The 24,135-nt window shown below is 45.2% G+C and carries 23 protein-coding genes; 17 read left to right on the forward strand and 6 right to left on the reverse strand.

The window, feature by feature from the left end:
- The first annotated feature begins 97 nt into the window (after positions 1-97).
- The 9 genes from QT996_RS05740 to QT996_RS05780 all read left to right on the forward strand — a co-directional run bounded on the left by QT996_RS05740 (position 98) and on the right by QT996_RS05780 (position 7,618).
- Positions 98-541: a hypothetical protein gene (locus QT996_RS05740; RefSeq protein WP_333045182.1), complete on the forward strand. Its 444-nt coding sequence runs from the start codon at positions 98-100 to the stop codon at positions 539-541.
- 34 nt (positions 542-575) lie between these two features.
- Complete coding sequence (locus QT996_RS05745; protein ID WP_333045184.1) at positions 576-1,151, forward strand: Uma2 family endonuclease; 576 nt, start codon at positions 576-578, stop codon at positions 1,149-1,151.
- Between the two features lie 90 nt (positions 1,152-1,241).
- On the forward strand, positions 1,242-2,588 hold the full coding sequence (locus QT996_RS05750) for a DNA phosphorothioation system restriction enzyme (RefSeq protein ID WP_333045269.1): 1,347 nt from the start codon (positions 1,242-1,244) through the stop codon (positions 2,586-2,588).
- An 84-nt stretch (positions 2,589-2,672) separates the two neighbouring features.
- Positions 2,673-2,948, forward strand: coding sequence for a hypothetical protein (locus QT996_RS05755; RefSeq protein WP_333045185.1), 276 nt, complete (start codon positions 2,673-2,675; stop codon positions 2,946-2,948).
- A complete protein-coding gene (locus tag QT996_RS05760) occupies positions 2,945-5,011 on the forward strand; it encodes an AAA family ATPase (protein ID WP_333045186.1) in 2,067 nt (688 codons plus the stop codon). Before QT996_RS05755 ends, QT996_RS05760 begins: the two co-directional genes overlap by 4 nt.
- Positions 5,001-5,657: a Uma2 family endonuclease gene (locus QT996_RS05765; RefSeq protein ID WP_333045187.1), complete on the forward strand. Its 657-nt coding sequence runs from the start codon at positions 5,001-5,003 to the stop codon at positions 5,655-5,657. The genes QT996_RS05760 and QT996_RS05765 overlap by 11 nt, the downstream gene beginning before the upstream one ends.
- Before the next feature lie 12 nt (positions 5,658-5,669).
- Positions 5,670-5,990 carry a nucleoside triphosphate pyrophosphohydrolase gene (locus QT996_RS05770; protein WP_333045188.1) on the forward strand — a complete coding sequence of 107 codons (321 nt, stop codon included), beginning with the start codon at positions 5,670-5,672 and terminating at the stop codon, positions 5,988-5,990.
- An 88-nt stretch (positions 5,991-6,078) separates the two neighbouring features.
- Positions 6,079-6,549 carry a DNA phosphorothioation-associated protein 4 gene (locus QT996_RS05775; RefSeq protein WP_333045190.1) on the forward strand — a complete coding sequence of 157 codons (471 nt, stop codon included), beginning with the start codon at positions 6,079-6,081 and terminating at the stop codon, positions 6,547-6,549.
- Between the two features lie 208 nt (positions 6,550-6,757).
- Positions 6,758-7,618 (forward strand): endonuclease/exonuclease/phosphatase family protein, encoded by an 861-nt coding sequence (locus tag QT996_RS05780; protein WP_333045191.1) that lies wholly within the window; start codon positions 6,758-6,760, stop codon positions 7,616-7,618.
- A 12-nt stretch (positions 7,619-7,630) separates the two neighbouring features.
- On the opposite strand, the gene QT996_RS05785 is transcribed toward QT996_RS05780, so the two are convergent.
- From QT996_RS05785 to QT996_RS05795, 3 genes are all read right to left on the reverse strand, one after another.
- The gene (locus tag QT996_RS05785; RefSeq protein ID WP_333045192.1) at positions 7,631-8,023 is read right to left on the reverse strand and encodes a type II toxin-antitoxin system VapC family toxin; all 393 of its coding nucleotides are present in this window, start codon (positions 8,021-8,023) and stop codon (positions 7,631-7,633) included.
- On the reverse strand, positions 8,024-8,275 hold the full coding sequence (locus QT996_RS05790; protein ID WP_333045193.1) for a DUF2281 domain-containing protein: 252 nt from the start codon (positions 8,273-8,275) through the stop codon (positions 8,024-8,026).
- Positions 8,276-8,372: 97 nt separating this feature from the next.
- Positions 8,373-9,965 (reverse strand): DGQHR domain-containing protein, encoded by a 1,593-nt coding sequence (locus QT996_RS05795; protein ID WP_333045195.1) that lies wholly within the window; start codon positions 9,963-9,965, stop codon positions 8,373-8,375.
- A 215-nt stretch (positions 9,966-10,180) separates the two neighbouring features.
- On the opposite strand from QT996_RS05795, the gene dndB reads away from it, so the two are divergent.
- The 6 genes from dndB to dndE all read left to right on the forward strand — a co-directional run bounded on the left by dndB (position 10,181) and on the right by dndE (position 17,655).
- The gene (dndB, locus tag QT996_RS05800; RefSeq protein WP_333045196.1) at positions 10,181-11,314 is read left to right on the forward strand and encodes a DNA sulfur modification protein DndB; all 1,134 of its coding nucleotides are present in this window, start codon (positions 10,181-10,183) and stop codon (positions 11,312-11,314) included.
- A 63-nt stretch (positions 11,315-11,377) separates the two neighbouring features.
- Positions 11,378-12,376 carry an HNH endonuclease gene (locus QT996_RS05805; RefSeq protein WP_333045197.1) on the forward strand — a complete coding sequence of 333 codons (999 nt, stop codon included), beginning with the start codon at positions 11,378-11,380 and terminating at the stop codon, positions 12,374-12,376.
- Complete coding sequence (gene dndC / locus QT996_RS05810) at positions 12,373-14,058, forward strand: DNA phosphorothioation system sulfurtransferase DndC (protein ID WP_333045198.1); 1,686 nt, start codon at positions 12,373-12,375, stop codon at positions 14,056-14,058. Before QT996_RS05805 ends, dndC begins: the two co-directional genes overlap by 4 nt.
- 130 nt (positions 14,059-14,188) lie before the next feature.
- Positions 14,189-14,752, forward strand: coding sequence for a GxxExxY protein (locus QT996_RS05815; protein ID WP_333045199.1), 564 nt, complete (start codon positions 14,189-14,191; stop codon positions 14,750-14,752).
- Positions 14,753-14,990: 238 nt separating this feature from the next.
- A complete protein-coding gene (gene dndD, locus QT996_RS05820; RefSeq protein WP_333045200.1) occupies positions 14,991-16,988 on the forward strand; it encodes a DNA sulfur modification protein DndD in 1,998 nt (665 codons plus the stop codon).
- 265 nt (positions 16,989-17,253) lie between these two features.
- Positions 17,254-17,655: a DNA sulfur modification protein DndE gene (gene dndE, locus QT996_RS05825; protein ID WP_172191399.1), complete on the forward strand. Its 402-nt coding sequence runs from the start codon at positions 17,254-17,256 to the stop codon at positions 17,653-17,655.
- A gap of 98 nt (positions 17,656-17,753) precedes the next feature.
- Here dndE and thiD read toward each other — a convergent pair whose 3' ends face one another.
- Positions 17,754-18,563 carry a bifunctional hydroxymethylpyrimidine kinase/phosphomethylpyrimidine kinase gene (gene thiD / locus QT996_RS05830; protein WP_333045201.1) on the reverse strand — a complete coding sequence of 270 codons (810 nt, stop codon included), beginning with the start codon at positions 18,561-18,563 and terminating at the stop codon, positions 17,754-17,756.
- A gap of 152 nt (positions 18,564-18,715) precedes the next feature.
- On the opposite strand from thiD, the gene QT996_RS05835 reads away from it, so the two are divergent.
- On the forward strand, positions 18,716-19,480 hold the full coding sequence (locus QT996_RS05835; protein ID WP_333045202.1) for an MBL fold metallo-hydrolase: 765 nt from the start codon (positions 18,716-18,718) through the stop codon (positions 19,478-19,480).
- 56 nt (positions 19,481-19,536) lie between these two features.
- Here QT996_RS05835 and ftsZ read toward each other — a convergent pair whose 3' ends face one another.
- Positions 19,537-20,811: a cell division protein FtsZ gene (gene ftsZ, locus QT996_RS05840; protein ID WP_333027130.1), complete on the reverse strand. Its 1,275-nt coding sequence runs from the start codon at positions 20,809-20,811 to the stop codon at positions 19,537-19,539.
- A gap of 376 nt (positions 20,812-21,187) precedes the next feature.
- Positions 21,188-22,090 (reverse strand): FtsQ-type POTRA domain-containing protein, encoded by a 903-nt coding sequence (locus tag QT996_RS05845; protein ID WP_333045204.1) that lies wholly within the window; start codon positions 22,088-22,090, stop codon positions 21,188-21,190.
- A 337-nt stretch (positions 22,091-22,427) separates the two neighbouring features.
- Between QT996_RS05845 and QT996_RS05850 the strand changes: the two genes are divergently transcribed.
- Positions 22,428-23,759, forward strand: coding sequence for a P-loop NTPase fold protein (locus QT996_RS05850; RefSeq protein ID WP_333045205.1), 1,332 nt, complete (start codon positions 22,428-22,430; stop codon positions 23,757-23,759).
- The last annotated feature ends 376 nt before the right edge of the window (positions 23,760-24,135 follow it).

Raw genomic sequence — 24,135 nt, forward strand, 5'->3', positions numbered from 1 at the left:
GCAATAGGTAATAGAATTGAAAGTAGGTGCGATCGCTTCGCATGAGGCTGGCTGCACCTGTATGTAAAATATTTTGTAATAGCAAGCTGTCAAATTCATGGAAGATTGGTCTAAAGATTTTTTCGGAGTAATGGAAAATGCTGTTTCTGAAGTAGAGCATTTTTTCAGCGAAATGAGCGAAGAGTTTGTCGAAATGCTGGACGTTTTGGCAAAAATGTCGGAAGAGTTTACAGAACAAGTACAAAATAATCTGATTAACGACATTGACGGTTATTTCAATGAATTTGACGGTTTATTTAATGAATTTATCGAACCGATAATTGAAATTTGCCGCGACTTCGACCCGGAGTTTGATGAGATAGATTTGTCGATGGTGACTTATGTAGACCCTTCGCCGACGCAGCAGCCGGCTTGTCGCGGTTGTCGCAACTATCACGGTCAAGTTTACGGGGGAAATTTGTTGGTTTGTGCGATGCACCCTACCGGTGTGGAATCGGAGAGTTGTCCTGATTGGGAAACTGACAGCGATATAAATTTTTAAGACGGCAGTTGAGTTGTTGAGGGGTTAATGGCTTATGGTAACGTCAATTCAGTCTCCGTCAAAGATTTCTCTGGAAGAGTTTCTGCTATTGCCAGAGACTAAGCCTGCTAGCGAGTATGTTGACGGTCAACTTTATCAAAAAGCTATGCCGCAAGGAAAACACAGCACGTTACAATTCGAGTTTCCATCTGTTATTAATCGAGTTGGCAAACCGCAGAAGTTAGCTTATGCGTTTCCAGAATTGCGCTGCACTTTTGGGGGACGTTCTCTTGTGCCCGATATAGCAGTGTTTGAGTGGTCGCGCATTCCTTTCAATGCTAATGGAGAAATAGAAAATAGGTTTGAAATTGTGCCGGATTGGACAATAGAGATTTTATCGCCGGATCAAAATCCAACTCGGGTCATTAATAATATTTTGTTTTGCTTAAATCACAATGCTAAACTGGGTTGGTTGATTGACCCGGCAGAAAAATTAGTTCTTGTTTTTAAACCGCAGCAGCAACCAGAGGCGAAAGAGAATGAGGATATTTTACCTGTGCTCGATGTGCTGTCGGATTTGCAACTGTCGGCGGATGATTTGTTTGGGTTGTTAAGGTTGGATCGCCCGTGAGTTACAGTTGAGTATAGGGAATATTGCATCTAACGGCATTTAAAGGTGAATCGCTCAACGGCTAATAATTCGCAATTTGGATTTCCGAAAATGCCGCCATCGCTGCAATTGCGACAGTATCAGCGAGTGGCGGTTGCTAATTGGTTTGCGAATCAGGGACGCGGTACGCTGAAGATGGCGACGGGTAGTGGCAAGACGATTACTGCGCTGGCGATCGCCACTGAATTATACAATAAAATTAACCTGCAAGTCCTGCTCGTAATTTGCCCTTACTGCCACCTGGTGAATCAGTGGGCGCGCGAATCGGAGAAATTTGGTTTAAAACCTATTTTGGCTTTTGATAGCGCCCGCAGTTGGCAAAACAAGCTGGCTGCGGGTTTGTATGAAGTGCGATCTGGCGATCGGCTATTCCTCACAATCATCACTACTAACGCTACCTTAATGGGAGATAGTTTGCGATCGCAACTGCGCTATTTCCCAGAAAAAACCCTGATTATTGGAGACGAAGTTCACAACTTAGGCGCGCCCCGTTTAGGAGAAAGTTTGCCGCGCAATATTGGACTGCGACTCGCCCTTTCCGCCACCCCAGAAAGGCATTTCGACGAACAAGGAACCGAAGCTATTTTAGATTATTTCGGTCCTGTTTTGCAGCCGGAACTCACTTTAGCCGACGCCATCCGCCAAAAAGCATTAGTACATTATTTATACTATCCAATTTTAGTAGAATTGACAGAAGCCGAAACCCGCAAGTATTCCCGCTTAACTCAAAAGATTGGCTGGGCGCTTTGGGGCGATGAAAAAGTAGAAGAAAACGATGCTTTAACGACTTTATTAATGCAGCGAGCTCGGTTAATTGGGGCAGCGGCTAATAAATTAACAGCTTTGCGAGAATTAATGATTCACCGTCTCGACACAAGCCATACTTTATTTTACTGCGGCGACGGTGCGATCGAAGGAGGTGCGCGCCGAAATAACAACCGCCAACTAACAGAAACCGCGAAGTTATTGGGTTCAGAATTAGGCTACCGAGTTAACACTTATACTGCGGCAACTCCTTTAGCAGAAAGAGAACGATTGCGTCAGCAATTTGAGAGTGGAGAATTGCAAGGTTTAGTCGCGATTCGGTGTTTGGATGAAGGCGTGGATATTCCTGCAATTCGCAATGCTGTAATTTTAGCAAGCAGCAGCAATCCGCGCCAGTTTATTCAGCGCCGGGGACGGATTTTGCGGCCACATCCGGGGAAGGAAAGGGCAACTTTATTTGACATGATAGTTTTGCCTCCAGATTTGGGCAGAGAAACCTTAGAAGTTGAGCGCAATTTGCTGCGAAAAGAGTTGAGGCGGTTCTTGGAATTTGCCGATTTAGCCGACAATGCTGGGGAAGCTAGAGTGAAATTGTTGCAACTTCAGAGACGGTACGGTCTATTAGACATTTGACATTTATTAAGCTTCGGTTTATGTTTGACAATAGAGAATTATTTGATCGCAGTTTGAGTTGCTAGTTTTAATAATTGAAAAAAAATGACTGAAAATCTGCATGAAAATCTGATTATGGCATTTAGATATGAAGATAGTGCGATCGCAGCCTTACCGACAAGCATTTTAGCAGAAAAGCGTTCTTCTTATCAAACTCATCAGGAATTCAGCGACGTACAGCAACCTATTACTAGCGCGCCGCCCGAAGTGCGACAAATTATCGAGCGGGTATTGGAACTTGAAAAAGATAAGTTGTACATGAGAGCTCCCCGCCACATTAACGATGACATTTTAAAAATCATTAAAGAAGCAATTGTATGAAGTTAATCTCAATTACTCTCTGCAATTTTCGTCAATTTTACGGCAAAAGTCCTGAAATTAAACTAGCTTGGGGTCGGCAAAATATTACAGTAATTCACGGTAATAACGGCGCGGGAAAAACGGCATTAATGAATGCTTTTACGTGGGTACTTTACGGACAATTTAGCGCGGCTTTTGCGGCGGAAGAACAATTAGTAAACAAGCGCGCTCTGGCTGAGGCGGAAATGGGAAAAGCCGTAGGTTGTTGGGCGGAAATTGTGTTTGAACACGACAGCACGCGCTACCAAGCAAGACGAATTCGTCGTGCTTATAAAAGTGAAAACAGTGTAGAACATGGCAAGGATGAATTGTTTCTGACTGTAGCAAAAGATAACGGTCTGTGGCTGAAGCCGGAGCAGCATCCCGATGATATTATCGGGCGGATTTTGCCGGAAAGTTTACATAAATATTTCTTTTTTGATGGGGAGCGAATCGAGCAAATTGTCCGCTATGACAAGAAGGCCGAAATTGCGGAAGCTACTAAAGAGTTGCTGGGGGTGGAAGTGTTGAATCGATCGCTCCGGCATTTAGGAGAAGCCAAAAAATCTCTAGAGACAGATTTAAATATAATTGGGAATGCTGAAACCAAGAAACTTTTAAAAGACAAGCAAAAAATTGAGCAAGAAGCTGAGCAACTTTCGAGCAGACAAGTAGAAATCGAGCGGGAATTGGTGAACCAAGGGGAGTTGAAAAAAGCAGTTAATGGTAACTTGTTGGAACTTAGCGGTGCTGCAGATTTACAAAAGTTGCGAGATGAATTGGAAATCCAGAAAAATTTATTTAAGCAACAAATTTTACAGGCTACAGATGCTCTCAAACGCTCAATATCTCTGCGGGGTTATGGGGTATTTCTGTCAGGGGCGGCGGCTGAATTTGAAGTGATAGTCGGGGATTTGCGGGAAAAAGGTGAGTTGCTTTCTGGGATTCAGCGGCCGTTTTTGGAAGAGTTATTAGCGCAGCAGCGGTGTATCTGCGGTGCGGAATTAGTGGAGGGTTCTGAATCTCACCAACAGGTTAGCGGTTGGATGGATAAGGCGGGTGTTGGCGATGTGGAAGAAACAACTATTCGGATTAGCGATCGGGTAAATGAAATTGATAAACAAGTGGCTGATTTTTGGGAGGAAATTGACCGACAGCAAGGCAATATCAGCCGCGACAGAACCGAACTTTCTCGGGTGGAAACGCAGTTAGACGATATTCACAACAAGCTGCGAAATTTTCCTGACGGCGATGTCAGCCGCTTGCAAAAGCGCTTGGATGAAATTGAGGCCAAAATTGGCGATTTGCACCGGGAAACAGGCTCTAACCAGCAGCAGATTGAGAGTTTGAATGTGCAGGTGTCGGCTTTGGACAAGCAAATCGATAAGCAGCAACTGAATGAGCAAAGGCAAGTATTAGCCCAGCGCCGGATTGCTGCGACTCAGGATGCGATCGATCGCCTAACTGAAGTGCGATCGCGCTTAGAAAAACAGTTTTGTTCTCAGTTGGAAAAGCGGGTGCAAGATATTTTTAGTCAAATTTCTTTTACTCCTTATATCCCCAAGTTGAGCGATAAATACGAACTGACGCTAGTAGAAAATACGTCGGGCAAAGAATCTTTGGTGGCAGCTTCTACAGGAGAAAATCAAATTCTCAGTTTATCGTTTATCGGCGGAATTATTGACGGTGTGCGGGAGTGGAGTCAAAAGAATACTTTGATGGGCCCGGATAGCAGTACGTTTCCAATTGTGATGGATTCTCCCTTTGGTAGTTTGGACGAGATTTATCGCAAGCAAATTGCAAATAAGCTGCCGAAGTTGGCGAATCAATTGGTAGTTTTGGTAACAAAAACTCAGTGGCGCGGAGAAGTTGCTCAAGAAATGGAAAGTTGCACCGGTAGGGAATACGTGCTGGTGTACAATTCTCCGAAAGCTGATTGTGAAGAAGATGCGATCGAACTCGGCGGGACGCGCTATCCTTTAGTTAGGCGCAGTCCCAATGAATTTGAATATACGGAAATTGTAGAGGTGGATTATGGCTTCTAATTCGGCAATTACGCAGGTTTTGGAAACGGATATTTGGGTGAAGGCGACGTGGGAAGAGTTTCTAGCCTTCGTTGACGATTCAGCTTGGGAAAAGGGCAAGTTTTATTATTATCAAAAACACATGAGGGTAGAAATGTCACCAGTAGGGCCATTGCACGGGCGTCAAAATTCAATTATGGCCTGTGTAGTTATTCTGTTTGCAACATTGAGAAATATCCGAGTAGTTCAGTTTACTAACACCAGTTTTCGCAAAGCAGGTATCGGCGAGTTTCAACCTGATTTAGCTTACTACATCGGTTCAGATTTAAGAGTGCCTCCTGATGATAGCAATTCTGCTGTTGATTTAAATCAATACGACCCGCCTAATTTGATAGTGGAAATTGGGGCGTCTTCTTTTAATGATGATTTAGGCGGCAAGCGGTTGCTTTACGAAGACGCAGGAATTAGTGAATATTGGGTTGAACGTGCACACACGCGGGAGGTTTTTGCGTTTGCGATTAATGGCGGAGGTAGCGGGAGAATTCAAGAGTCGCGGGTTTTACCGGGGCTGGAAATCCGGTTAGTTGAGGAAGCTTTGAATCGGAGTCAAACGCAAGATGATGGGGAAATTAATCGCTGGTTGATTCAAACTTTTAGTCAAGGTTGAAAGGAGTTTGACGTGGAAAAAGAGTATCATAAGTTGGTGCGCGATCGCATTCCTGAAATTATTCGCCAAAGTGGGAATGAATGCGAGGTTGTAATTTTGTCGGATTCAGAATACCGTCAAGCTTTGCGGCAGAAATTGATTGAAGAAGCGGGGGAAGCGGCAGAGGCTGATGAGCAAGATTTGGTGGCGGAATTGGCGGATTTGTATGAGGTGATAGATGCGGTGATGGCGAGTTTTGGCATTTCGGGCGATCGACTTTTGGCCGAAAAAATGAAGCGGCGGGAAGCCAGAGGAGGTTTTGCCCAAAAAATTATGTTATTGCGGACATACTGAAAATTATCTGCGTTAATCTGTGTTTATCTGCCTTAAATCTGCGGTTACTCTATCAAATGACTCACTTAAAAATTACATATTAATCCCCATGGCTGCTAACAAAATTAGAATTGCTAAAGATAAAGCCGATTTAGTCAAATCCTTAACTTTATCGGATAACAACTCCGGGCCTTTTCAGACTTACGCCGATGTCATAGCCTTCGCCGCATCCTTGGGAAAGCAGCGGAAAAAACGATCGCCTTTGGGGGAAATTTCTAAACGAGAACCCGGTGCGATAGATGTGGATATCTTTGTATCGAGGGGTTACGATATGGCGATTAAGTTAATTGCGATCGCCGAAACCAAAAATCCTCAAATTCTCTCTCATCTCGACGAAAAATTGGAAGCAGAACGCTTGCAAATTTTTGAAGAATATGCTAATGGTGGACTGGAAATTTTACGCGAAGAGTTGCGGGGGGCGGCGGATTATACCGATCGCCTTTTGTTGGTTTTGATTTCAGAAAGAGACAACCAACATCGGTCAAATGAAGAATTCGATTTAAGCAAGTTTTTATTTTAATAGGTTCCCAATGAAGCACATCCCAAAAGATATAATCAAGAGATGCTTAAAGCAAGCTGCAAAATTTCTTGCTTACAGTTACTCAGCATTTATTATCTGCTATTTCCTTCTCAAACTAATCTTTTGGGATCGGCTGTGGATTATTGCCTTAATTAGCACTTTTAGCCCCTTAATTTTATTCCCAATTTTCTTGCTTCCGATCATCGGAGTGTCAATTATCAAAAAAAGATGGTTCACTATTATTTCTGCGATCGCCTGCATTATCCTAATAAGTTGGCTGCACATGAAATACTTTAGCCCCAAAGCAATAAACATCACAAATTCGCAGCACAGCATCAAAGTTTTATCTCATAACCTCAGTTGGTATAAAACTCAGTCACCTACTTTACTCAAACTGATTAACCAGCAAAAACCAGATATTATCTTTTTACAAGAAATCGTTAGGAAACATACCGAAAGAGCTTTCACCTGGTTAAAAGCAGACTACCCCTATCAAATTGGCACTCCCCCTGTAGGAATTCTCAGTAAATATCCGATTGTATCCAGCGAAATACTGCACTTAGCCGGCCATCCAGAAACGCAGCAGCGGGCAATTATTAAATTTAACGAACAAGAAGTAGTGATTTATAATATGCAAGCTACCGGGCCGTGGTTGAAGATATCTAAAAAATTAGGTTTTATCAAAATTCCAGTTTACAAATATGACAAACGATCGCCTGAAATTCAAGACTTAGTGCAGCGAGTTGAGCGAGAAACCCTGCCAGTAATTGTCGCGGGCGATTTTAACATGACAGACGAAACTCAAGACTATGACATGGTGCAGAAAGTCATGCAAGATTCTTTCCGAAAATCGGGATTTGGGTTTGGTTTTACCTGGCCTCAGGGTTGGGAACTTAAATTCTTGGTAAAAAGGTCGAATTGGAGATTAAATTATCCGGTTTTCCGGATTGATTATATTTGGTATTCAAAGCATTGGGGTGCTAAATCGAGTTCGGTTTTGGAGGCAACTGAGTCCGATCATTTGCCTGTAGGAGCCGAACTTATTTTGTTAAAGGAAGCTAGATTGTGAGAAGTTTTTTAGTCAATACCAGTCTGCGATTGCGAGGTCCGAAACTCTAGAAAATTCGTTGACATTGTGGGTGACGAGAGTCGCTTGGAGGGCTAAGGCTGTCCCTGCAATCAAAACATCGATCGGGCCGATGGGAGTACCTTGTTGCTCCAACTGGGCGCGAATTGTAGCAGCCGCAAGAGCAGCATCGCGATCGAAAGGAATAACGTTAACTCTGCTCAAAAATTCCTGAAGTTGTTGTGTGCGTTTTGTCGGTGAATTGGATTTAGCAATGCCGACTTGCAACTCAAAAAGGACGATCGTAGAAACGACTATTTCCGGGGGAGAAACATTAGCAAGATTTTGAGCAACTTGTCCTTGACCTTTGAAATAGTAGATCAAAGTGTTGGTATCCAAAACGTACATTTACAGACTCTCCCGCAGGATGTCTTGTCCGGATTCAGCACGAATATCTTCTAGGGATGGAAAATCTTTTGCCCAAGTTCCAGCAAGGGAAAAAACAAGTTCAGTCCAAGGAATCGCAGAGTCTACGGTGTCTGTTGGTTGGTTTGCGCTCAGGTGCTTGGCAAAAACGAATTCAGCGAAAGTGAGAATTTCGCTGGCTTGGTCTTTGGGAAGGGTTTTGACGATTGCGTAAATCTGTTCAGCGATGGTCATAATCTGGTTCTAGGTAAGGTGCAGATTCAATTATACAAAACCCATTTGCTTCCTGCTTTATCAGTCTTCGTCGCTGTGGACTTTGCCCAAGAGAAACTTAGCTCAGCACCGGCGGCAATCCTACCTCTTGCGGCTGCACAAACCGGCCATTAAAACTAATAGCTTTATCCTCAAAAGTCCTCGCTTCCGCCACCGCTTGCCGCAAATGAGCTCGCTCCATATCGTCCTGAATTCCCCCCACCAAATATACAATTAACTTCGTCGCTAAATCCTTTCCAGAAACTAGCATTCGCTTTTTGTTCGGATCGTACAAAATCCCGTACCACGCCGACTCAGGATTGTCCATGTGGCTAAATCCTTCATCCACATCGAATCTGCGGAGTTTGTCGAAAATAGATTTCAGGGAAAGTTTCTTCCTAAATACTAGAATTCCCAAAGCATTAGCTAAAGCAATTTGACCGACTGGACGGAACAAAAGATTTCCCTCGCCCGCTGGCTTTTCAAAACTAAATCGGCGCAATTCAGTCGTTTCTTCGCCGCTTTCAATTCTTTGATAGCTGGGTAAAGTTGCTAAATGATCGAACAATTTTTTAAACTCCTCAATTCCCTCTTTCAGTTCTTCATCTTCGGGACGCATGGGAATTAAACCTTTTCGTTCCGGCTTCCAATGAGGGAATTTGTATTCTAAATACCGTTCGGACATATCTTGCAGCGCTTGCAATGTGGTTAACACCGTTGATTTTGCTGCGACTGTGGCGCTGTCCCAATTGACGCGGGGGTTTCTGTCTTCTTGTTCTTTTAATAAGGGATGGGTGACGGCAATTTTTCGGGCTGCGATCGCAAATCCGTTGTCCTCGTTCAATAATGCTAGCTGGCCCTGACTCAGCGTTACCGCCATTAAGTTAACGTGCACAAAGATCGATCGCACGCGCCGCTGTGCTTGCTGTCGCGTTTCCCCCGCTACCGCCGCCGGGATAAACTCAATCCCGATTTTTTCGTGAGCTAATTTATACACTGTTTCGGGGTCGATTTGATACTCTTCTGCTAAATCTTCCAGAGTAATTGCAGCGCCGACAGGTTTTTTATTTTTGTTGTATCTTTGCAGGATTCCGGTTTTAATTAAACTCATTAAACCTTGAACTCCCATCAGCCGATGCTGACCGTCTAAGGCATAAATAGAGACTTTTTGAGAGACATTCAAAAGCCCTAAGTTCTCGTTTTTATCAAAGGATGTAAATTCAGTAGCGGATTTGGTTGCTACGCCATTTTTATCCCATTCCTCGGCTAAAGGATTGTCTACCCACGGGGGACTGACGACTACTAAAACTGCGGGGAATTTGTGCGATTTTCGGGCTGCTAAGTATTGAGTGAGGGCTGCTTGGCGCGACCAATCTAAGGGACGCTGGATAATTTCGTCAATTGTTTCGTCGTCGCGGACGATGTTGTTGGTTTGGAGGTCGAATTTTTGGCGGAAAAGCGGCATCTGGGAGGCGAAACGGACGCGAGAGTCTAACCATTCTAGGGTTACTGACCCTATGTATGCTTCGCTGTTTCCCATCTGGGTTTTTTGTACGAAAATGCGATCGTCTTTTCCTAAATAATTATCTAATAAAAGTGCGATTTCCTGTCTGTCGCTATTTTCTTTTTCTAAAATCTTGCTAGCGAGGTCATCCGCTGGGTTGATAGTCATTGGCGGTTTTTATATAGAAATGCTATTTTTTCAAAAAATATCATATATTAAAGTTTATGTCAACACTTGTTTTTAAAAAAACATTGTGAAATACTTAATTTATGCCCTACTATCCCACGTCAATAGCATACTATTGGCAAAAAATCAATAGCTATTAATGCTTAATTTCCATGCCCCATGCCCCATGCCCCATTCCCAATGCCCCATTCTAAAATATGTCTACTCCTTCCTTTGAATACATTTTGCCGGTCATCCGGGGAATTCAAGCGGGCCGCGAATATTACGTGTCGATGTGTCCGGTGCGTTTTTTGCCGAAATTGTTTCCTTTTGAATCTGAAGATTTGCCGCCGTCTATGCGGGCGAAACGCGCGCTTAACAAAGCTAGGATTCCCGAAATAGCTGAGTATTTTGTTAAGAATCCTACAAGTTATACTTGTGGGGCAATTGCTGCTTCGATTGATGCGGATATTACTTTTGAAGCTGTGGGAAATGAGGCCGAAGAACGGAAAATCGGTCGCTTGCGAGTGCCGATGGATGCTAAGTTTACTATTAATGACGGACAGCATCGCCGGGCGGCTTTTGAGATGGCTTTGAGGGAAAATCCGCAGTTGGGATATGAGACGGTGGCGCTGATTTTGTTTCTCGATGTTGGGTTGGAAAAATCGCAGCAGATGTTTGCTGATTTGAACGGTTTTCAAGTTCCTTTGGAGGCGTCGCTAAGTGTACTTTACAACCACCGGGACGATCGCGCTTTTGTGGTGAAGGCTGTTGTTAAGCAGGTTGAGGTTTTCCGGTGTTTGACTGAGATGGAGAAGGGGAGTTTGAACGGGCGATCGCACAAATTGTTTACGCTGAGTGCGATCGATCGTGCTATCATGGCTTTGCTGTGTAATATTCACCGCAGCGAACAGGCAAAACCCTCTGGTTCTCGCACCAAAAAAGAACAGAAAGAGGAAGAACTTGCTCAAAAAATACAACTGGCGGTTAGTTATTGGAATGCGGTTAGCAGTTTTATTCCAGATTGGCAATTAGTTCTGCACAAGCAAGTTGCGGCGGGGGAAATGCGCCGGGATTGCGTACACTGTCACAGTGTTGTGCTTGAGAGTTTGGGGGAAGTTGGGGCCGCTTTGCTGTCGGTTTTTCCTGAGAGTTGGGAGGAACGTTTGAGCCTTTTGCAGCAGGTTGATTGGTCGATTTCTCATCCTGATTGGGAGGGAGGGATTTTGTTGAAAGGGGGGATTTCGCGATCGAGGGCGAGTGTTAGTTGGATGACTAATTATTTGAAAAATCGGTTGGGTTTGGAAACCGCAGATGTGGCACAGGCGGGACGCCCGTGCCACAATGGATAAAGCTTTTGAAAAATCGTGTAAAATTTAAGACTAGATTATATTTAATCATAGCAGGAGGGAGCAGTGAGTACGGGGCAGGAGTCAGAATATAAAAATTTAGCTTATTATCGCAATTGTTTTGCAAATCTTAATGTCAACCGTACACAACAACGCGGAGATGCTCTAAATCAGCCAATACTGCTATTGTCTGTAACTGATTTAATTGCACAAGGTTTGATCGACGAGAACCACATTACCATTTCCGAGGAATTAATTAACACCTTCAACAAAAATTGGTCGGCGCTGACTTCTAATCCTTTAAAGGGTGATTCTTTTCCTCTTCCGTTTTATCACTTAAAAAACAAAGAACCTAGATTTTGGTATCTTAAATTTAGCGAACAATATGAAGGAGGGCGACCTCAAACAATCAATACTTTAAAAAAAGCTGTTGACAGTGCCACAATTGATGATGAACTATTTAGTCTTTTGCAAGATAGGAATGCCCGAAAAGAATTAATAGATGTACTGATATCGGTATGGTTTTCATCTACGCATAAAGAAATTGAAGATATTTTAAAAATTAACCAGTCTTTCCAAGATTCAACATTGGATGAATTAGATACTATTGAATCGGGTAATACAGATAGACAACCAAATGTGTATTTAAAAAAATCTGTGGTTAGAGAGGCGATTTTTCGGAAATCTATCGTGCATTTGTATGATTACCGATGTGCTTTTTGTCGATTAAAAGTCACTCGTTCACTTAGTCAAAGTATTGTAGATGGTGCACATATAAAGCCATTCTCAGAGTTTTATGATAATAGAGTAGATAATGGACTATCATTATGTAAAAATCATCATTGGGCATTCGATCGAGGATGGTTTGCTGTGGACGATCGTTATCAAATTATAGTTGCTAGTGATTTACAAGAGGACTCACCACACCCTAGATTAATGAAAGAGTTTCACGGCGAACTTATTCTTTTGCCGAATTCCGAGCAATATTATCCAAGAAAAGATGCGCTTCAGTGGCATCGCAAAAATGTGTTTACTTTAAAATCCAAAGGGAGATCTAGAAAATGAATGATTTACAACAAATGTCACTATTTCCGCCCCGCAATATTGGCGATTTAATGGCAGACATAGAAATTTTGAAAAAGGAAATTCAAGAGCTTTATTGTCAAGATGAACTCCCACTTGTAATCGGTTGGAGTGGTGGCAAAGATAGTTCGGCAGTCTTACAGCTTGTCTGGTATGCGATTGCAGAGTTACCCATTGAGAAACGCCACAAAAAAATTCATGTTTTAACAAATGATACACTGGTAGAAAACCCTATAGTAGCTGCTGGAGTACATAATTCTCTAAAACGGATGAAAGTTGCAGCCCAAGAACAGGGAATGCCAATAGAAACTCATTTAACTTATCCAGCCGTTCAAGATACATTTTGGGCGTGCTTAATAGGTAAAGGATACCCAGCACCTAGAAACCGATTTAGATGGTGTACGGAACGATTAAAAATACAACCAACCGGTTCTTTTATTCGTGAAATAATTAGAACTAGCGGCGAGGCAATTCTTGTTCTAGGTACTCGCAAGGCTGAAAGTGCTAAACGCGCCGCAAATATGGCTAAACATAGGGAGTGGCGGGTAAGCGAACGCCTTAATGCTAATCCCACTCGCCCTAACTCTTATATTTACCTTCCCATTGAAGACTGGCGAACAGATGAAGTGTGGCTTTACTTGATGCAGTGGGATAATCCGTGGGGAAATAACAATAAAGATTTGCTAACTATGTATCGAGGTGCGACAGCAGACAATGAATGTCCTCTAGTGGTTGATACTTCCACCCCTAGTTGTGGAAATTCTCGCTTTGGCTGCTGGGTTTGCACAATGGTAAGCCAAGATAAATCTATGGAGGCAATGATTCAAAACGATGAGGAAAAAGAATGGATGCAGCCTCTACTCGATATTCGCAACGAATTAGACATTCCAGACGATCACCCAAAAAGAGACTTCCGCCGCATCTACGGTAGAGTAGAACTGTTTGAACGCAACATGGGCGACGACACAACCTCCGTCGAACCCATCCCAGGGCCCTACACCAAATTCTGGCGAGAACACTGGCTGAGACGAGTCCTGGAAGCACAAACCCACGTCCGCAAAACCGCCCCCCTAGAAATGCGCGATATCACCTTAATTACTCCTGAAGAACTTAGCGAAATCCGCCGCATTTGGCTGGAAGAAAAGCACGAATTCGACGACTCTTTACCCCGGATTTACGAAGAAGTTACGGGCGAACCTTTTGAAGATTCCCGTCCCGCCGCTGAAAGAAAACTCCTCGGTAGCGATGAATGGACTGCGATCGAAGAGATTTGCAGCGAGGATAAAATGCACCTCGAATTGATGGCAAAACTCCTGGATACAGAACGCCAATACTACACGAAGCCCCGCCGTACAGGCATTTACGCCGATTTGGACAAATGCTTTGAAACCAGTTCGCGATCGAAGGAAGAAGCGATTGGCAACGCCCACTATCAACGCAATTTAAAAAAAGCGGTGGAAGATATTAAAGCAAATCCGACGGAAAACATTCAGCAATTCAAAGATGCGATCGCCCAAACAAACAGTTCCGCCAAAAACGATACCGTTGATATTGCCAAACTTAAAGAAGAACTCGAAAGCAACAGCAATCAAAGCAGACAGCTATCTTGGGCGGATATTAAATTTTCACCGCCCAATTCAGGAGAGGAAAAACCTAGCGATTAGCACGCGCTAGCCTGCGGTTAAACCCAAACTTATTGACAGCCACCCCGCCGAGCGATCGGATACCATAGGCTGTCAATTAACCTGATTATTACCCAACCCTCATCGTTGAAATTACAAAATTTTTACGACCATGATTAATCCTAATATTCCCCATCAGGATCTTACATACAGCATCATCGGCTGTGCAATGAGAGTACACCGAAGGACGCAAAAAGGTTTAAGAGAAAAACATTACCAAAGAGCCTTTGATGCAGAAATGATAGAATCCGGTTTAACAACAGAAATGGAGTATCCCAGACAAATTTACGACGGTGAAGTTTGGATGGGAATCCTCTATCTAGACCATTGGGTGAATGAAGGTATTGTAGTAGAGGATAAAGCCGTAAATTATCCAATGACCGATAAAGATAAAGCTCAAATAATAGCTTATGTAGCAGCTACAGGAGCGCAAGTAGGTTTATTTATAAACTTTGGACGTAGCAAATTAGAATATCACCGCATCCTCCCACCAAAATCTGTACAAGGTTGGCAGAAACACATTCAACCATACTTGTGGACGCCGAAAACAAGTGGCAGGGGCTGGACAAGAGGAAGTTCAGGAACCTATGAAGAAACAGATGCCGAACTCCCCTTACGTTCCAGCATTCAGCCCGAAAACCAAGAGGAAGATTCAACAGATGTCATCGATTGGTAGCAAAGGGGGGGACGGTTAGCAACGGATTTTGTAACGGATGTAACGGATGATTAGTGGCTGATTACCAAATCCGCTGCTAACCGCCACCCACCAACCACCCATCCGTTAAATCCGCTGCTAACCGCCCCCCACCAACCACCCATCCGTTAAATCCGCTGCTAACCGCCCATCCGTTAAATCCGCTACAAAATCCGCTGCTAACCGCCCCCCCCACCAACCAACAACATCTACATCTACAATGCAATTCCTCGAACTCGTCCTCAAAAACTTCGGCCCCTATGCAGGCACCCAAACCATCAATCTCCGCCCCGAAAAAGACGGAAATCCCTGCCCAGTCATTTTATTTGGCGGCATGAATGGCGGCGGCAAAACCACCCTCATGGACGCCATTCGCCTCGCCCTCTACGGCGGCCGAGCCCAATGTTCCACTAGAGGCAATTTAAGCTACAGCGACTTTCTCAATCAATGCGTCAACCGCCACACACCCCAATTAGAAGATACCCGCGTCGAACTAACATTTGAACAAGTCCAAGATGACAAATTAGCTCAATTCAAAATAGTTAGATACTGGAAAAAATTAGATATCAAAGACAACCTAAGCATTCTTATCTACAGCGAAATAGTCAGTGATTGGTGGTCGGACAAAGCAATTACTAACACCTGGGACGAATACATCGAAACCCTTTTGCCAGTCGGAATATCCAACCTATTTCTGTTTGACGGCGAACAAGTAAAAGAACTCGCAGAACTCGAAACACCGCCGGAGTTTGTCGTCGGGGCGATTAAATCTCTTTTAGGTTTAGAATTAGCAGAACGCCTCGCCGTCGATTTAGAGATATTAGCCGGCCGCAAGCGGAAAGAAATTGCTGGCAAAAAAGACTTGGCTGCTTTAGAAAAAATCGAACAAACTTTTCAGAAAATTTCTGAGGAAATAGAGTTAGCTAAGCAAGAACAAGCCAGCTTTAAAAACGAATTAGATAAATCTCAAAAAAATCAGCAACAAGCATCAGAAAAGTTTATTTATGAAGGCGGGAAAATTGCCGCCGATCGCAGTCAACTAGACAGACAGCTAAACGACTACAGAAATCAGGCAGAAAAAAGCCGTCAAGCCATGATGGAATTGGCATCAAATACGCTACCACTAGCCTTGATTTCGCCTTTGCTAAGTGAAGCCAAAATTCAAGCAGACACAGAAGCCAGCCAGCAGCAAGCAAAGATTGCCCAAAATGTTATCAAACAAAGAAGCGATCGCCTTCTCAACTATATCGCGGAAATCTCCTTAAATCCCCAACAGCTAGATAAAATTCAAGACTTCATCCGCCAAGAAAACCAAGAACTCGAGCAGCAAGCGGGAACAGACGTTCCGCCCTGGATAAACGCCGACAACAAAAGCATCCAGCAACTAGAAAACCTCCTTAGCTACAAAATCAAAGCCCAGCAAATTCTAGCCCGCGACCAAATAGAAGAAATCAAAAGCATCGAAGCAGAAATCGACTTTACAGACAGACAACTCGCAGCCGCAGCTTCCCCCGAAGCCTACGAAAAACTAGAAGAAGAAGTCAGAAAAGCCCAAAAAGCAGTCGCTATCGCAGCCGCAGCCTTGGAATCAGCAAACCGCCGCGTCGATGAATTAGAGAGAGAATTAGCCAAAAACCAAAAAGAACTAGAAAACTACAGCAGCGAATATATCACCATCAGAAACAGCCAACACGTCATCGCTTCTATCGCCAAAGCCCAAGCCACCCTGAAACTGTTTAAAGAAAAACTCACCCTCAAAAAACTCAACAAACTCGAAATAGAAATTACCGACTGTTTCCGCTACCTGTTGCACAAAACCGACCTCGTGCACAGAGTTGCGATCGACACTCAAACATTTAGCCTCTCCATTTACGATCCAGAAGGCAAACCGGTACCCAAACACCGACTTTCAGCCGGGGAAAAACAATTGCTGGCGATCGCCTTTTTGTGGGGATTAGCCAGAGTATCCGGGAGACAATTGCCAGTGGCGATCGACACTCCCTTGGGTCGCCTCGACTCCTCCCACAGAAACAACTTAGTGGAACGCTATTTCCCATCGGCCAGCCACCAAGTCATCCTGCTTTCTACCGACACGGAAATTAGGAAAGTAGAATACGAAAAACTCCAAGAATTAGAGGCGATCGCCCACAGCTACCTCCTCAAATACGACTCCGCCAAACACCAAACCACCGTCGAAAAAGGTTACTTCTGGGAATAAAAATTAGCCCTAAAAAATAGCCGCAACCCCTTGACTTTGCCCTGGGGTTGCGGTAGTATATATAGGATAATGGGATGGTTGCGAAAATTTTATTTTTGCCACCATCCCATTATTAAGGATAAATCCTACTACAATCAGAATACCAAAAAACAACCTTTTTATCAAGTCGCGCCGTGTAAAAAAATGTTAATTATTTCTAGTTATCTAGAGGCTTTGCTTCCCCAATATTAACACTTTTTACAATATACCAAACACTCTCAAACTCATGGAACCACCACTCGATCGCATCCGCCTCTCCCAAACAGGCAAAGACCAACTATCAAAACTGAAACGATCGACCAAAATCGATCAGTGGAATATTTTATGCAGGTGGGGATTTTGCCGATCGCTCGCCGAACCCAGCATCCCATCGCCAGTACCAATTCCCAGCGACAGCAACGTCGAATTAAGCTGGGATGTCTTCGGCGGCGACATGGCTGATATCCTGATAATTGCCCTCAAGCAGCGGTGTCACCAAGACAATTTAGGCACAGAAAAAGAAACTCTAGCCAAACAATTTCGCCTGCACTTGCACCGAGGGATTGGTTATTTGGCCGGCGATCCGAATATTAAGAAAATCGAAGACTTGGTGGCGATCGCTTTATCGCCTGAAAAATTAAGAAATTAACTGATTGTTGACAGTTGACAGTTGACAGTTGACAGTTGTTATTGGTTGTTAGCAGGCCCAAGCGAGCAACAAATAAATAACCAATAACCAATGACTTCTTATTTAAGTAAAAGCGGGAAAAAATGCCCTACTGGGCCTTGACCTTCCCCAATATCCAAAGCATATTTGAGAGCAGTAGTCACATAATCCTTAGCCAATGTCACCGCTGTAAACAAATCTTTCCCCAAAGCCAAATTAGCGGCGATCGCAGCACTCAAAGTACAACCAGTCCCGTGAGTATTCCCAGTATCAACATTCTCAGTCTTCAGCACATCCAACCGCGTACCATCAAACCAAACATCAATTCCCCGCAAATCCCCCTTCATCCCGCCACCTTTCACCAAAACCGCCTTTGCACCCAAACGGTAAATCTGCTGCGCCGCCGATCGCATATCGTCTAGAGAAACAATCTCCAAACCGCTCAAAATCTGAGCCTCAAACCGATTCGGAGTCACGACAGCAGCCAAAGGAATCAAAACATCCCGCAAAAACGCGATCGCCCCCTCATCAATCAATCGATCGCCCGATCGTGAAACCATCACTGGATCGACAACCAAATTTCCTATTCCCAAAGCTTCCACCTGTGAAGCCACCGCCACCATAATTTCCCGATTCAGCAGCATCCCAGTTTTCACAGCGTGCACCCCAATATCCCCAACCACCGCCTCAATTTGAGCGGCCACAGCCTCAGCAGACAAAGCATCAACTCGCATCACCCCCAAAGTATTTTGAGCCGTCACGCAAGTCAAAGCACTCGTACCGTGCACGCAGTGAAACGCAAAAGTCCGCAAATCCGCCTGAATTCCGGCCCCGCCGCCACTATCGGAACCCGCCACCGTCAAAGCCACAGGAATCTTCGATTTAATCATCTTTTTTCAACCGCAGATAAACGCCTATTTTCCCCAGACAAATCCCATCTTATCCGCGTTCATCAGCGCTTATCCGCCCTGATCTGCGGTTAAAATTCCCAAACAAAATTAGCTATGATTAAAACCAATGTAAAGAATTATTGCAAACAACTGTGAAAATCACCCGAATCGACCTCAACTCTTGGATCTTCCACATCGCAGGCCAAACCATCCTCGTCGATCCCTGGCTGGTCGATCCGCTGGTATTTTACGGTCAACCCTGGCTGTTCACCGCCTACCACAACACCCCTGTCGCCTTCACTCCCAGCAGCTTACCGCCGATCGACCTCATCCTGATTTCCCAAGGATTAGACGACCACTGTCACAGACCAACACTCGAACTGCTCGATCGCACAATTCCCGCGATCGCCTCACCCACCGCCGCCAAAGTCCTCAGAAGTTTAGGCTACACCAGTATCACATCTTTAGCAAATTGGCAAGAGTTAAATTTTAAAGAAAAGTTACAAATTACTGCCGTACCCGGGGCAGACATCGGGCCGGGACAAGAAGAAAACGGCTATTTGCTCAAAGATTTAAGCAGCGGCGAGACACTTTATTACGAACCGCACCTGCCACCCTTAGAAAAAGTCAAACAGAAAATAGACACAGTAGACGTAGCCATCGCCCCAGTCATCGGTCAAATCTTCCCATTCCTCGGACAAGTCATCATCGGGCCTTCGGAAGCCCTCGGCCTCGCCCAAACTCTCAAACCTCGGTTTTTCCTGCCTACAGCGGCGGGAGACATCCGAGCCACAGGCATTTTACCAATGTTAGTGCGATCGATCGGCAGCATCCCCGAATTTCGCGATTTACTAGCAAAATCGGGACTATCCACCCAACTCCTCGAACCCGAACCAGGCCAAACCCTAGAAATTTGAGATTTGAGATTTGAGATTTGAGATTTAATCCGCCATCCAAAATCCCAAATCCACATTTATCTAGGCGGGCGACGGTTACGCAAAAACTCAGGAATATCCAATCCCAAATCCTGCGGCGGTTTCGCTTTCGGATCGGGCGTCTGTTGAGCAGGAGTCGTCGGCACAGTGGCAGCCCGCCAAGGAGCATTAACATTTTGCGTCCGCCCCGGAGCCGGAGGCGACGGAACTTCTCCCGAAAAACCAGTAGCGATCACAGTAATCTTAATTTCGCCCTGAAGCCGCTCGTCAATCACAGCTCCAAAAATAATATTGGCATTCGGATCGACAACCTCGTAAATCGTCTCAGCCGCCGCATTCACCTCGTGCAACGTCATGTCAGTACCGCCAGTGATGTTAAACACCACACCTCTAGCGCCCTCAATAGACGAAGCTTCCAGCAGAGGCGAAGAAATAGCCTGCATCGCAGCCTCCCTAGCCCGCGACTTGCCAGAACCCACGCCGATGCCCATCAAAGCCGAACCCGCATCCGCCATTACTGCCCGCACGTCAGCAAAGTCAACATTCACCAAACCGGGAATAGTAATAATGTCAGAAATACCCTGAACCCCTTGGCGCAGGATATCGTCAGCAACTCGAAAAGCCTCTTGCACCGGCATTTGTTCCGAAATCACAGACAGCAGCTTGTCGTTAGGAATCACGATCAGCGTATCCACCCGGGTTTGCAAAGCCGCAATCCCTTCCTCAGCTTGGCTGGTGCGCCGCCGTCCCTCAAACGTAAAAGGCCGCGTCACTATGCCCACAGTCAAGGCGCCCATTTCCTTAGCCACCTCAGCCACGATCGGAGCCGCGCCCGTGCCCGTACCCCCGCCCATGCCGGCTGTGATAAATACCAAATCCGCGTGATTCAAAGCATTAGCAACCTCGTCGCGAGATTCCTCCGCAGCCTTTTGACCGATCGCCGGATTGCCCCCCGCCCCCAAACCGCGCGTCAACTTCTGTCCGACTTGCAAGCGTTTCGGAGCATTTGAGAGAACCAGAGCTTGGGAATCCGTATTCACGCACCAAAACTCGACACCAGAAACCTCGCTAGCAATCATCCGGTTAACGGCGTTGCCCCCACCACCGCCGACGCCAATTACTTTGATTTTGGCAGCGCTGCTGGGCATTATGTCTTTGGGATTGACCATAGGATCGATATCAATACTATCTACATTTACATAACCAGACTTGCGTCTAAACGGATTGGCGGAATCTGCAGCCACCGGAAAATTTTTTACTTCTTCCGAAGGGGGACTGTCTTGGTCAGACCCCTGTCTATTATTAAGCTTCATTAGAGTCGGGGATAGTAGATTACAGCTTGTTAACTAAACGCCAATTCACAATCAACTATAGGCTAAGTTGCGCGAAAAACTAACATTGATCAATGCTTAATGTTAGCAATCTCGGATTTGATCGGTCTCGCTAGCCCAGACCTCGCTTGACGCCATCAAGGTGCTTGACCCCATCAAGGCACTTGTACGCAACGCAGAAGGAAAAAAAAGGGATACTAGCCGTTCCCGCATCGGTATGGAAAGAACAATCTGATTGTTTTTTCCAGACGGGGAGGGATATCAAAAAACTCTCCTTATTTCAAGCCCTGCGTATTGTTCAGGAGGGGTAAAAATTCTGCCGGCCGATCGATACCTTCTACCTTCTGTTGACAGAGGATCAATTCTGGGTGCGAGTGGGTGCGGGAGTGGAACTCTCCAAACTGGGGGGGAGTTCTGGCAAATGGACGATCGGCGAAGCAGGATTTTTCAAGTCAATGTAGGCTATTTTGCTTGAATCTAGCTGTTTTGGCAATTGTCGCATTCGGTCTAAAACCTTAAGTTGCTCCGCAGTCCTGGAACTGTACGGCCCTAAGTGTACGGTACCGATCTCTGTTTTCAAGATCAAGTTGTTCGGGTCTTGCCAATTAATCTCAAACACTTTCACCGTCAAGCCGCTGAGTCCTTGGTAAAACTGCGGCCAAGAGGCGCGATACTGTTCCACAGGTCCGATGACTTTTAAAGTTGGCAAAGAACGCTGAGGCTGCGTTCCCGGAATGCTGCCGGGCCCGATCGAACTATTCTGCGATCGTACAGCAGTATAACTATCCGACGGCATCCAACCTCCGCGAGCGTCCAGCCACCCCACTTTTTCCTTGTCACTGTTCGATCTCAACACCGCTGTCGGCTGCGCCACCGCCACCGGCAGGCGTTCTGCCACTTCTATAGTCAAACTCGGGGGAAACAAGTTACGAGTCACCTTAGCTTTGGCGATGGGCCCAGTTGACTCCAGCTTTTCGGCCAGCGCCTGCGGTTGAATCCCCCACAATGACTGCGGGTAAGACAGCGGCACCAAAGACCGCACCGCCTTGTCCGACAGCCACTGATTGCCTTCCACCTTCACTTGTTCCGATCGGGCAATCAACCAAGCCGGCTGAGCAATCCACCACAGCAAACCTCCAGCCATTGCACTCGCTGCCAGCATTTGCCACACAACAGCCGCCAATCGAGCGCGCCTCTGCTGCCGCAACTTTTGGCGCCTGCGCCCTAACTCTGTTTGAGAAACCGCTCCAAAACTAGCCATCTACGTCTTGACAATATAGTAATTAAGGATTAGCACAAATTCAAAACCGTTTAATCTCTCTCTCTTGAACCCTGTTTTCCCCTACCATTTAACCAGATCCCCGCAAATTTACCCAGAGTCCTGCCAATATCAGTAATATCACTGATCCCGCTAAGTAATAAAAAACTATTAATTAAAAATTCCCAATTCCAGCGCCGGGAAAACCCCTTACCCGATCAAGGTTCTTTGGGTATTTAGGGCATTACCCCACAGGGCAAAAGGTTACAAATCAAACTAAACTCAACTAAAGAAAGTTTAGACTTTCGATTAACTTTTTAACTCTTATTCGGCTTCAATTGTGATCCCACTCGAATTAGACAGATTCTATAAAGCCTGCAACCCCAGCAAGACCCTTGTTGCGGGAGACCCCGGAGATTATCAATACTACATTGATTTTGGTTCCGTGCGTGGCGGCAAAATCATTGAATCTTTACAGCGAACCATTACCCGCATCTCCCCTGACCAGCCAACCTGTCAGCTATTTACAGGACATATCGGGTGTGGCAAATCTACGGAATTGTTTCGACTAAAAGCTGAGTTAGAGCAAGAGGGTTTTTGCGTCGTCTACTTCGAGTCTTCCCAAGACTTAGACATGGGTGATGTAGACATTAGCGATATTTTGCTGAGCATTGCGCGCCAAGTCAGCGAAACTATGGAATCCGCTAAAATCAAACTCAGACCGAGCTATTTTACCAATCTGTTTGCAGAAGTGGCAGAATTTTTGCAGACTCCCATAGATTTGTCAGCGGAAGCCGAGTTATCTATAGGCATTGCTAAAGTTACGGCTAAAACTAAAGACTCTCCCAAACTGCGATCGCAACTCAGGCAATATCTCGAACCCCGCACCAACAGCATTTTGCAGTCGATCAACGAAGAACTCCTCAACAAAGCTAACGCCGAACTCAAGCAGCAAGGGAAAAAAGGACTCGCAGTCATCGTTGACAACCTCGATCGCCTCGACGCCTCCCTCAAACCCAGCGGACGCACCCAGCCAGAATACCTGTTTTTAGACCGCGGCGAACAGTTGAAAAAACTTAATTGCCATGTTGTTTACACGATTCCCCTGACTTTGATTTTTTCCAACGACTTCGGCCGCCTCGCCAGTCGATTTGGAGTCAAACCCAAGGTGATGCCGATGGTACCGGTGCAAATGCGATCGGGGGACGACCACCTCGAAGGAATGGCACTGCTGCGCCAGCTAGTATTAGCTAGAGCTTTCCCGAAAGTTGCTCCCCATCAACGCATCGATTTGATTTCCCAGGTGTTTGACTCTCCCGAAACTTTAGACCGGCTTTGCCGGATTAGTGGCGGTCACGTTCGCAATCTACTGATGCTTTTGTATAGCTGTTTGCAGCACGAAGACCCTCCCTTCTCTCGCGAATGCCTCGAAAGCGTCATTCAAGAATATCGCGATGACCTTTTGTCAGCCATCAATGACATGGAATGGGAATTGCTGTTTCAAGTTGTCAACCGACAAAGTGTAACCGGCGAAGAAGAGTCTCAAATCTTGTTGCGAAGTATGTTTGTCTTTGAATATCGCGATCAAGAAGGTCGTTGGTTTGGGATTAATCCAGCCCTAGCAGAAACCAGAAAATATAAAGAGTGGCTACAGCGCTCTGAAGGAAAGTAGTTGGGATTTTTGAGATGGTTTCGTGACTCTAAGAACCCTTAACCACGAGGGACTTAGAAAGTATTTAACTGAAAATTTATCGCTCACAACTCCCCAATCTTACCATCCAATACAGAAATCAGTCAGCGGTTTTGGCCACTGGCTGATTTCTGTTGAATGCTGGCTATAGGCGGTAAATGTTATTGTCGTGTAAAACTTTGCCGCCACTAAGGACTTTGCCCACTCTCAACTCTCATATCTGCAATGCCAGACCCCCTATTTCTGTTTTTACCTGTTGCTCTTAATTTCAACTAATCCCATCCCGAAGGACATTTTTTTTCTGTTGTGTTAAATGCCTGCTACAGATATATCGGAGTTGTTTACTAATAGCTAGTCG

This window comes from Microcoleus sp. S13C4, assembly GCF_036700865.1.
GTDB lineage: Bacteria > Cyanobacteriota > Cyanobacteriia > Cyanobacteriales > Microcoleaceae > Microcoleus.

Bases quoted from the DNA above. Each gene is read 5' to 3' on its own strand.
- QT996_RS05745 (WP_333045184.1), top strand. From the start codon at position 576: ATGGTAACGTCAATTCAGTCTCCGTCAAAGATTTCTCTGGAAGAGTTT.
- QT996_RS05755 (WP_333045185.1), top strand. From the start codon at position 2,673: ATGACTGAAAATCTGCATGAAAATCTGATTATGGCATTTAGATATGAA.
- ftsZ (WP_333027130.1), bottom strand. From the start codon at position 20,811: ATGAAGCTTAATAATAGACAGGGGTCTGACCAAGACAGTCCCCCTTCG.
- QT996_RS05790 (WP_333045193.1), bottom strand. From the start codon at position 8,275: ATGACCATCGCTGAACAGATTTACGCAATCGTCAAAACCCTTCCCAAA.
- QT996_RS05845 (WP_333045204.1), bottom strand. From the start codon at position 22,090: ATGGCTAGTTTTGGAGCGGTTTCTCAAACAGAGTTAGGGCGCAGGCGC.
- QT996_RS05765 (WP_333045187.1), top strand. From the start codon at position 5,001: ATGGCTTCTAATTCGGCAATTACGCAGGTTTTGGAAACGGATATTTGG.
- QT996_RS05795 (WP_333045195.1), bottom strand. From the start codon at position 9,965: ATGACTATCAACCCAGCGGATGACCTCGCTAGCAAGATTTTAGAAAAA.
- QT996_RS05775 (WP_333045190.1), top strand. From the start codon at position 6,079: ATGGCTGCTAACAAAATTAGAATTGCTAAAGATAAAGCCGATTTAGTC.
- dndC (WP_333045198.1), top strand. From the start codon at position 12,373: ATGAATGATTTACAACAAATGTCACTATTTCCGCCCCGCAATATTGGC.
- QT996_RS05750 (WP_333045269.1), top strand. From the start codon at position 1,242: ATGCCGCCATCGCTGCAATTGCGACAGTATCAGCGAGTGGCGGTTGCT.
- dndE (WP_172191399.1), top strand. From the start codon at position 17,254: ATGGAACCACCACTCGATCGCATCCGCCTCTCCCAAACAGGCAAAGAC.
- dndD (WP_333045200.1), top strand. From the start codon at position 14,991: ATGCAATTCCTCGAACTCGTCCTCAAAAACTTCGGCCCCTATGCAGGC.
- QT996_RS05815 (WP_333045199.1), top strand. From the start codon at position 14,189: ATGATTAATCCTAATATTCCCCATCAGGATCTTACATACAGCATCATC.
- QT996_RS05760 (WP_333045186.1), top strand. From the start codon at position 2,945: ATGAAGTTAATCTCAATTACTCTCTGCAATTTTCGTCAATTTTACGGC.
- thiD (WP_333045201.1), bottom strand. From the start codon at position 18,563: ATGATTAAATCGAAGATTCCTGTGGCTTTGACGGTGGCGGGTTCCGAT.
- QT996_RS05740 (WP_333045182.1), top strand. From the start codon at position 98: ATGGAAGATTGGTCTAAAGATTTTTTCGGAGTAATGGAAAATGCTGTT.
- QT996_RS05785 (WP_333045192.1), bottom strand. From the start codon at position 8,023: ATGTACGTTTTGGATACCAACACTTTGATCTACTATTTCAAAGGTCAA.
- dndB (WP_333045196.1), top strand. From the start codon at position 10,181: ATGTCTACTCCTTCCTTTGAATACATTTTGCCGGTCATCCGGGGAATT.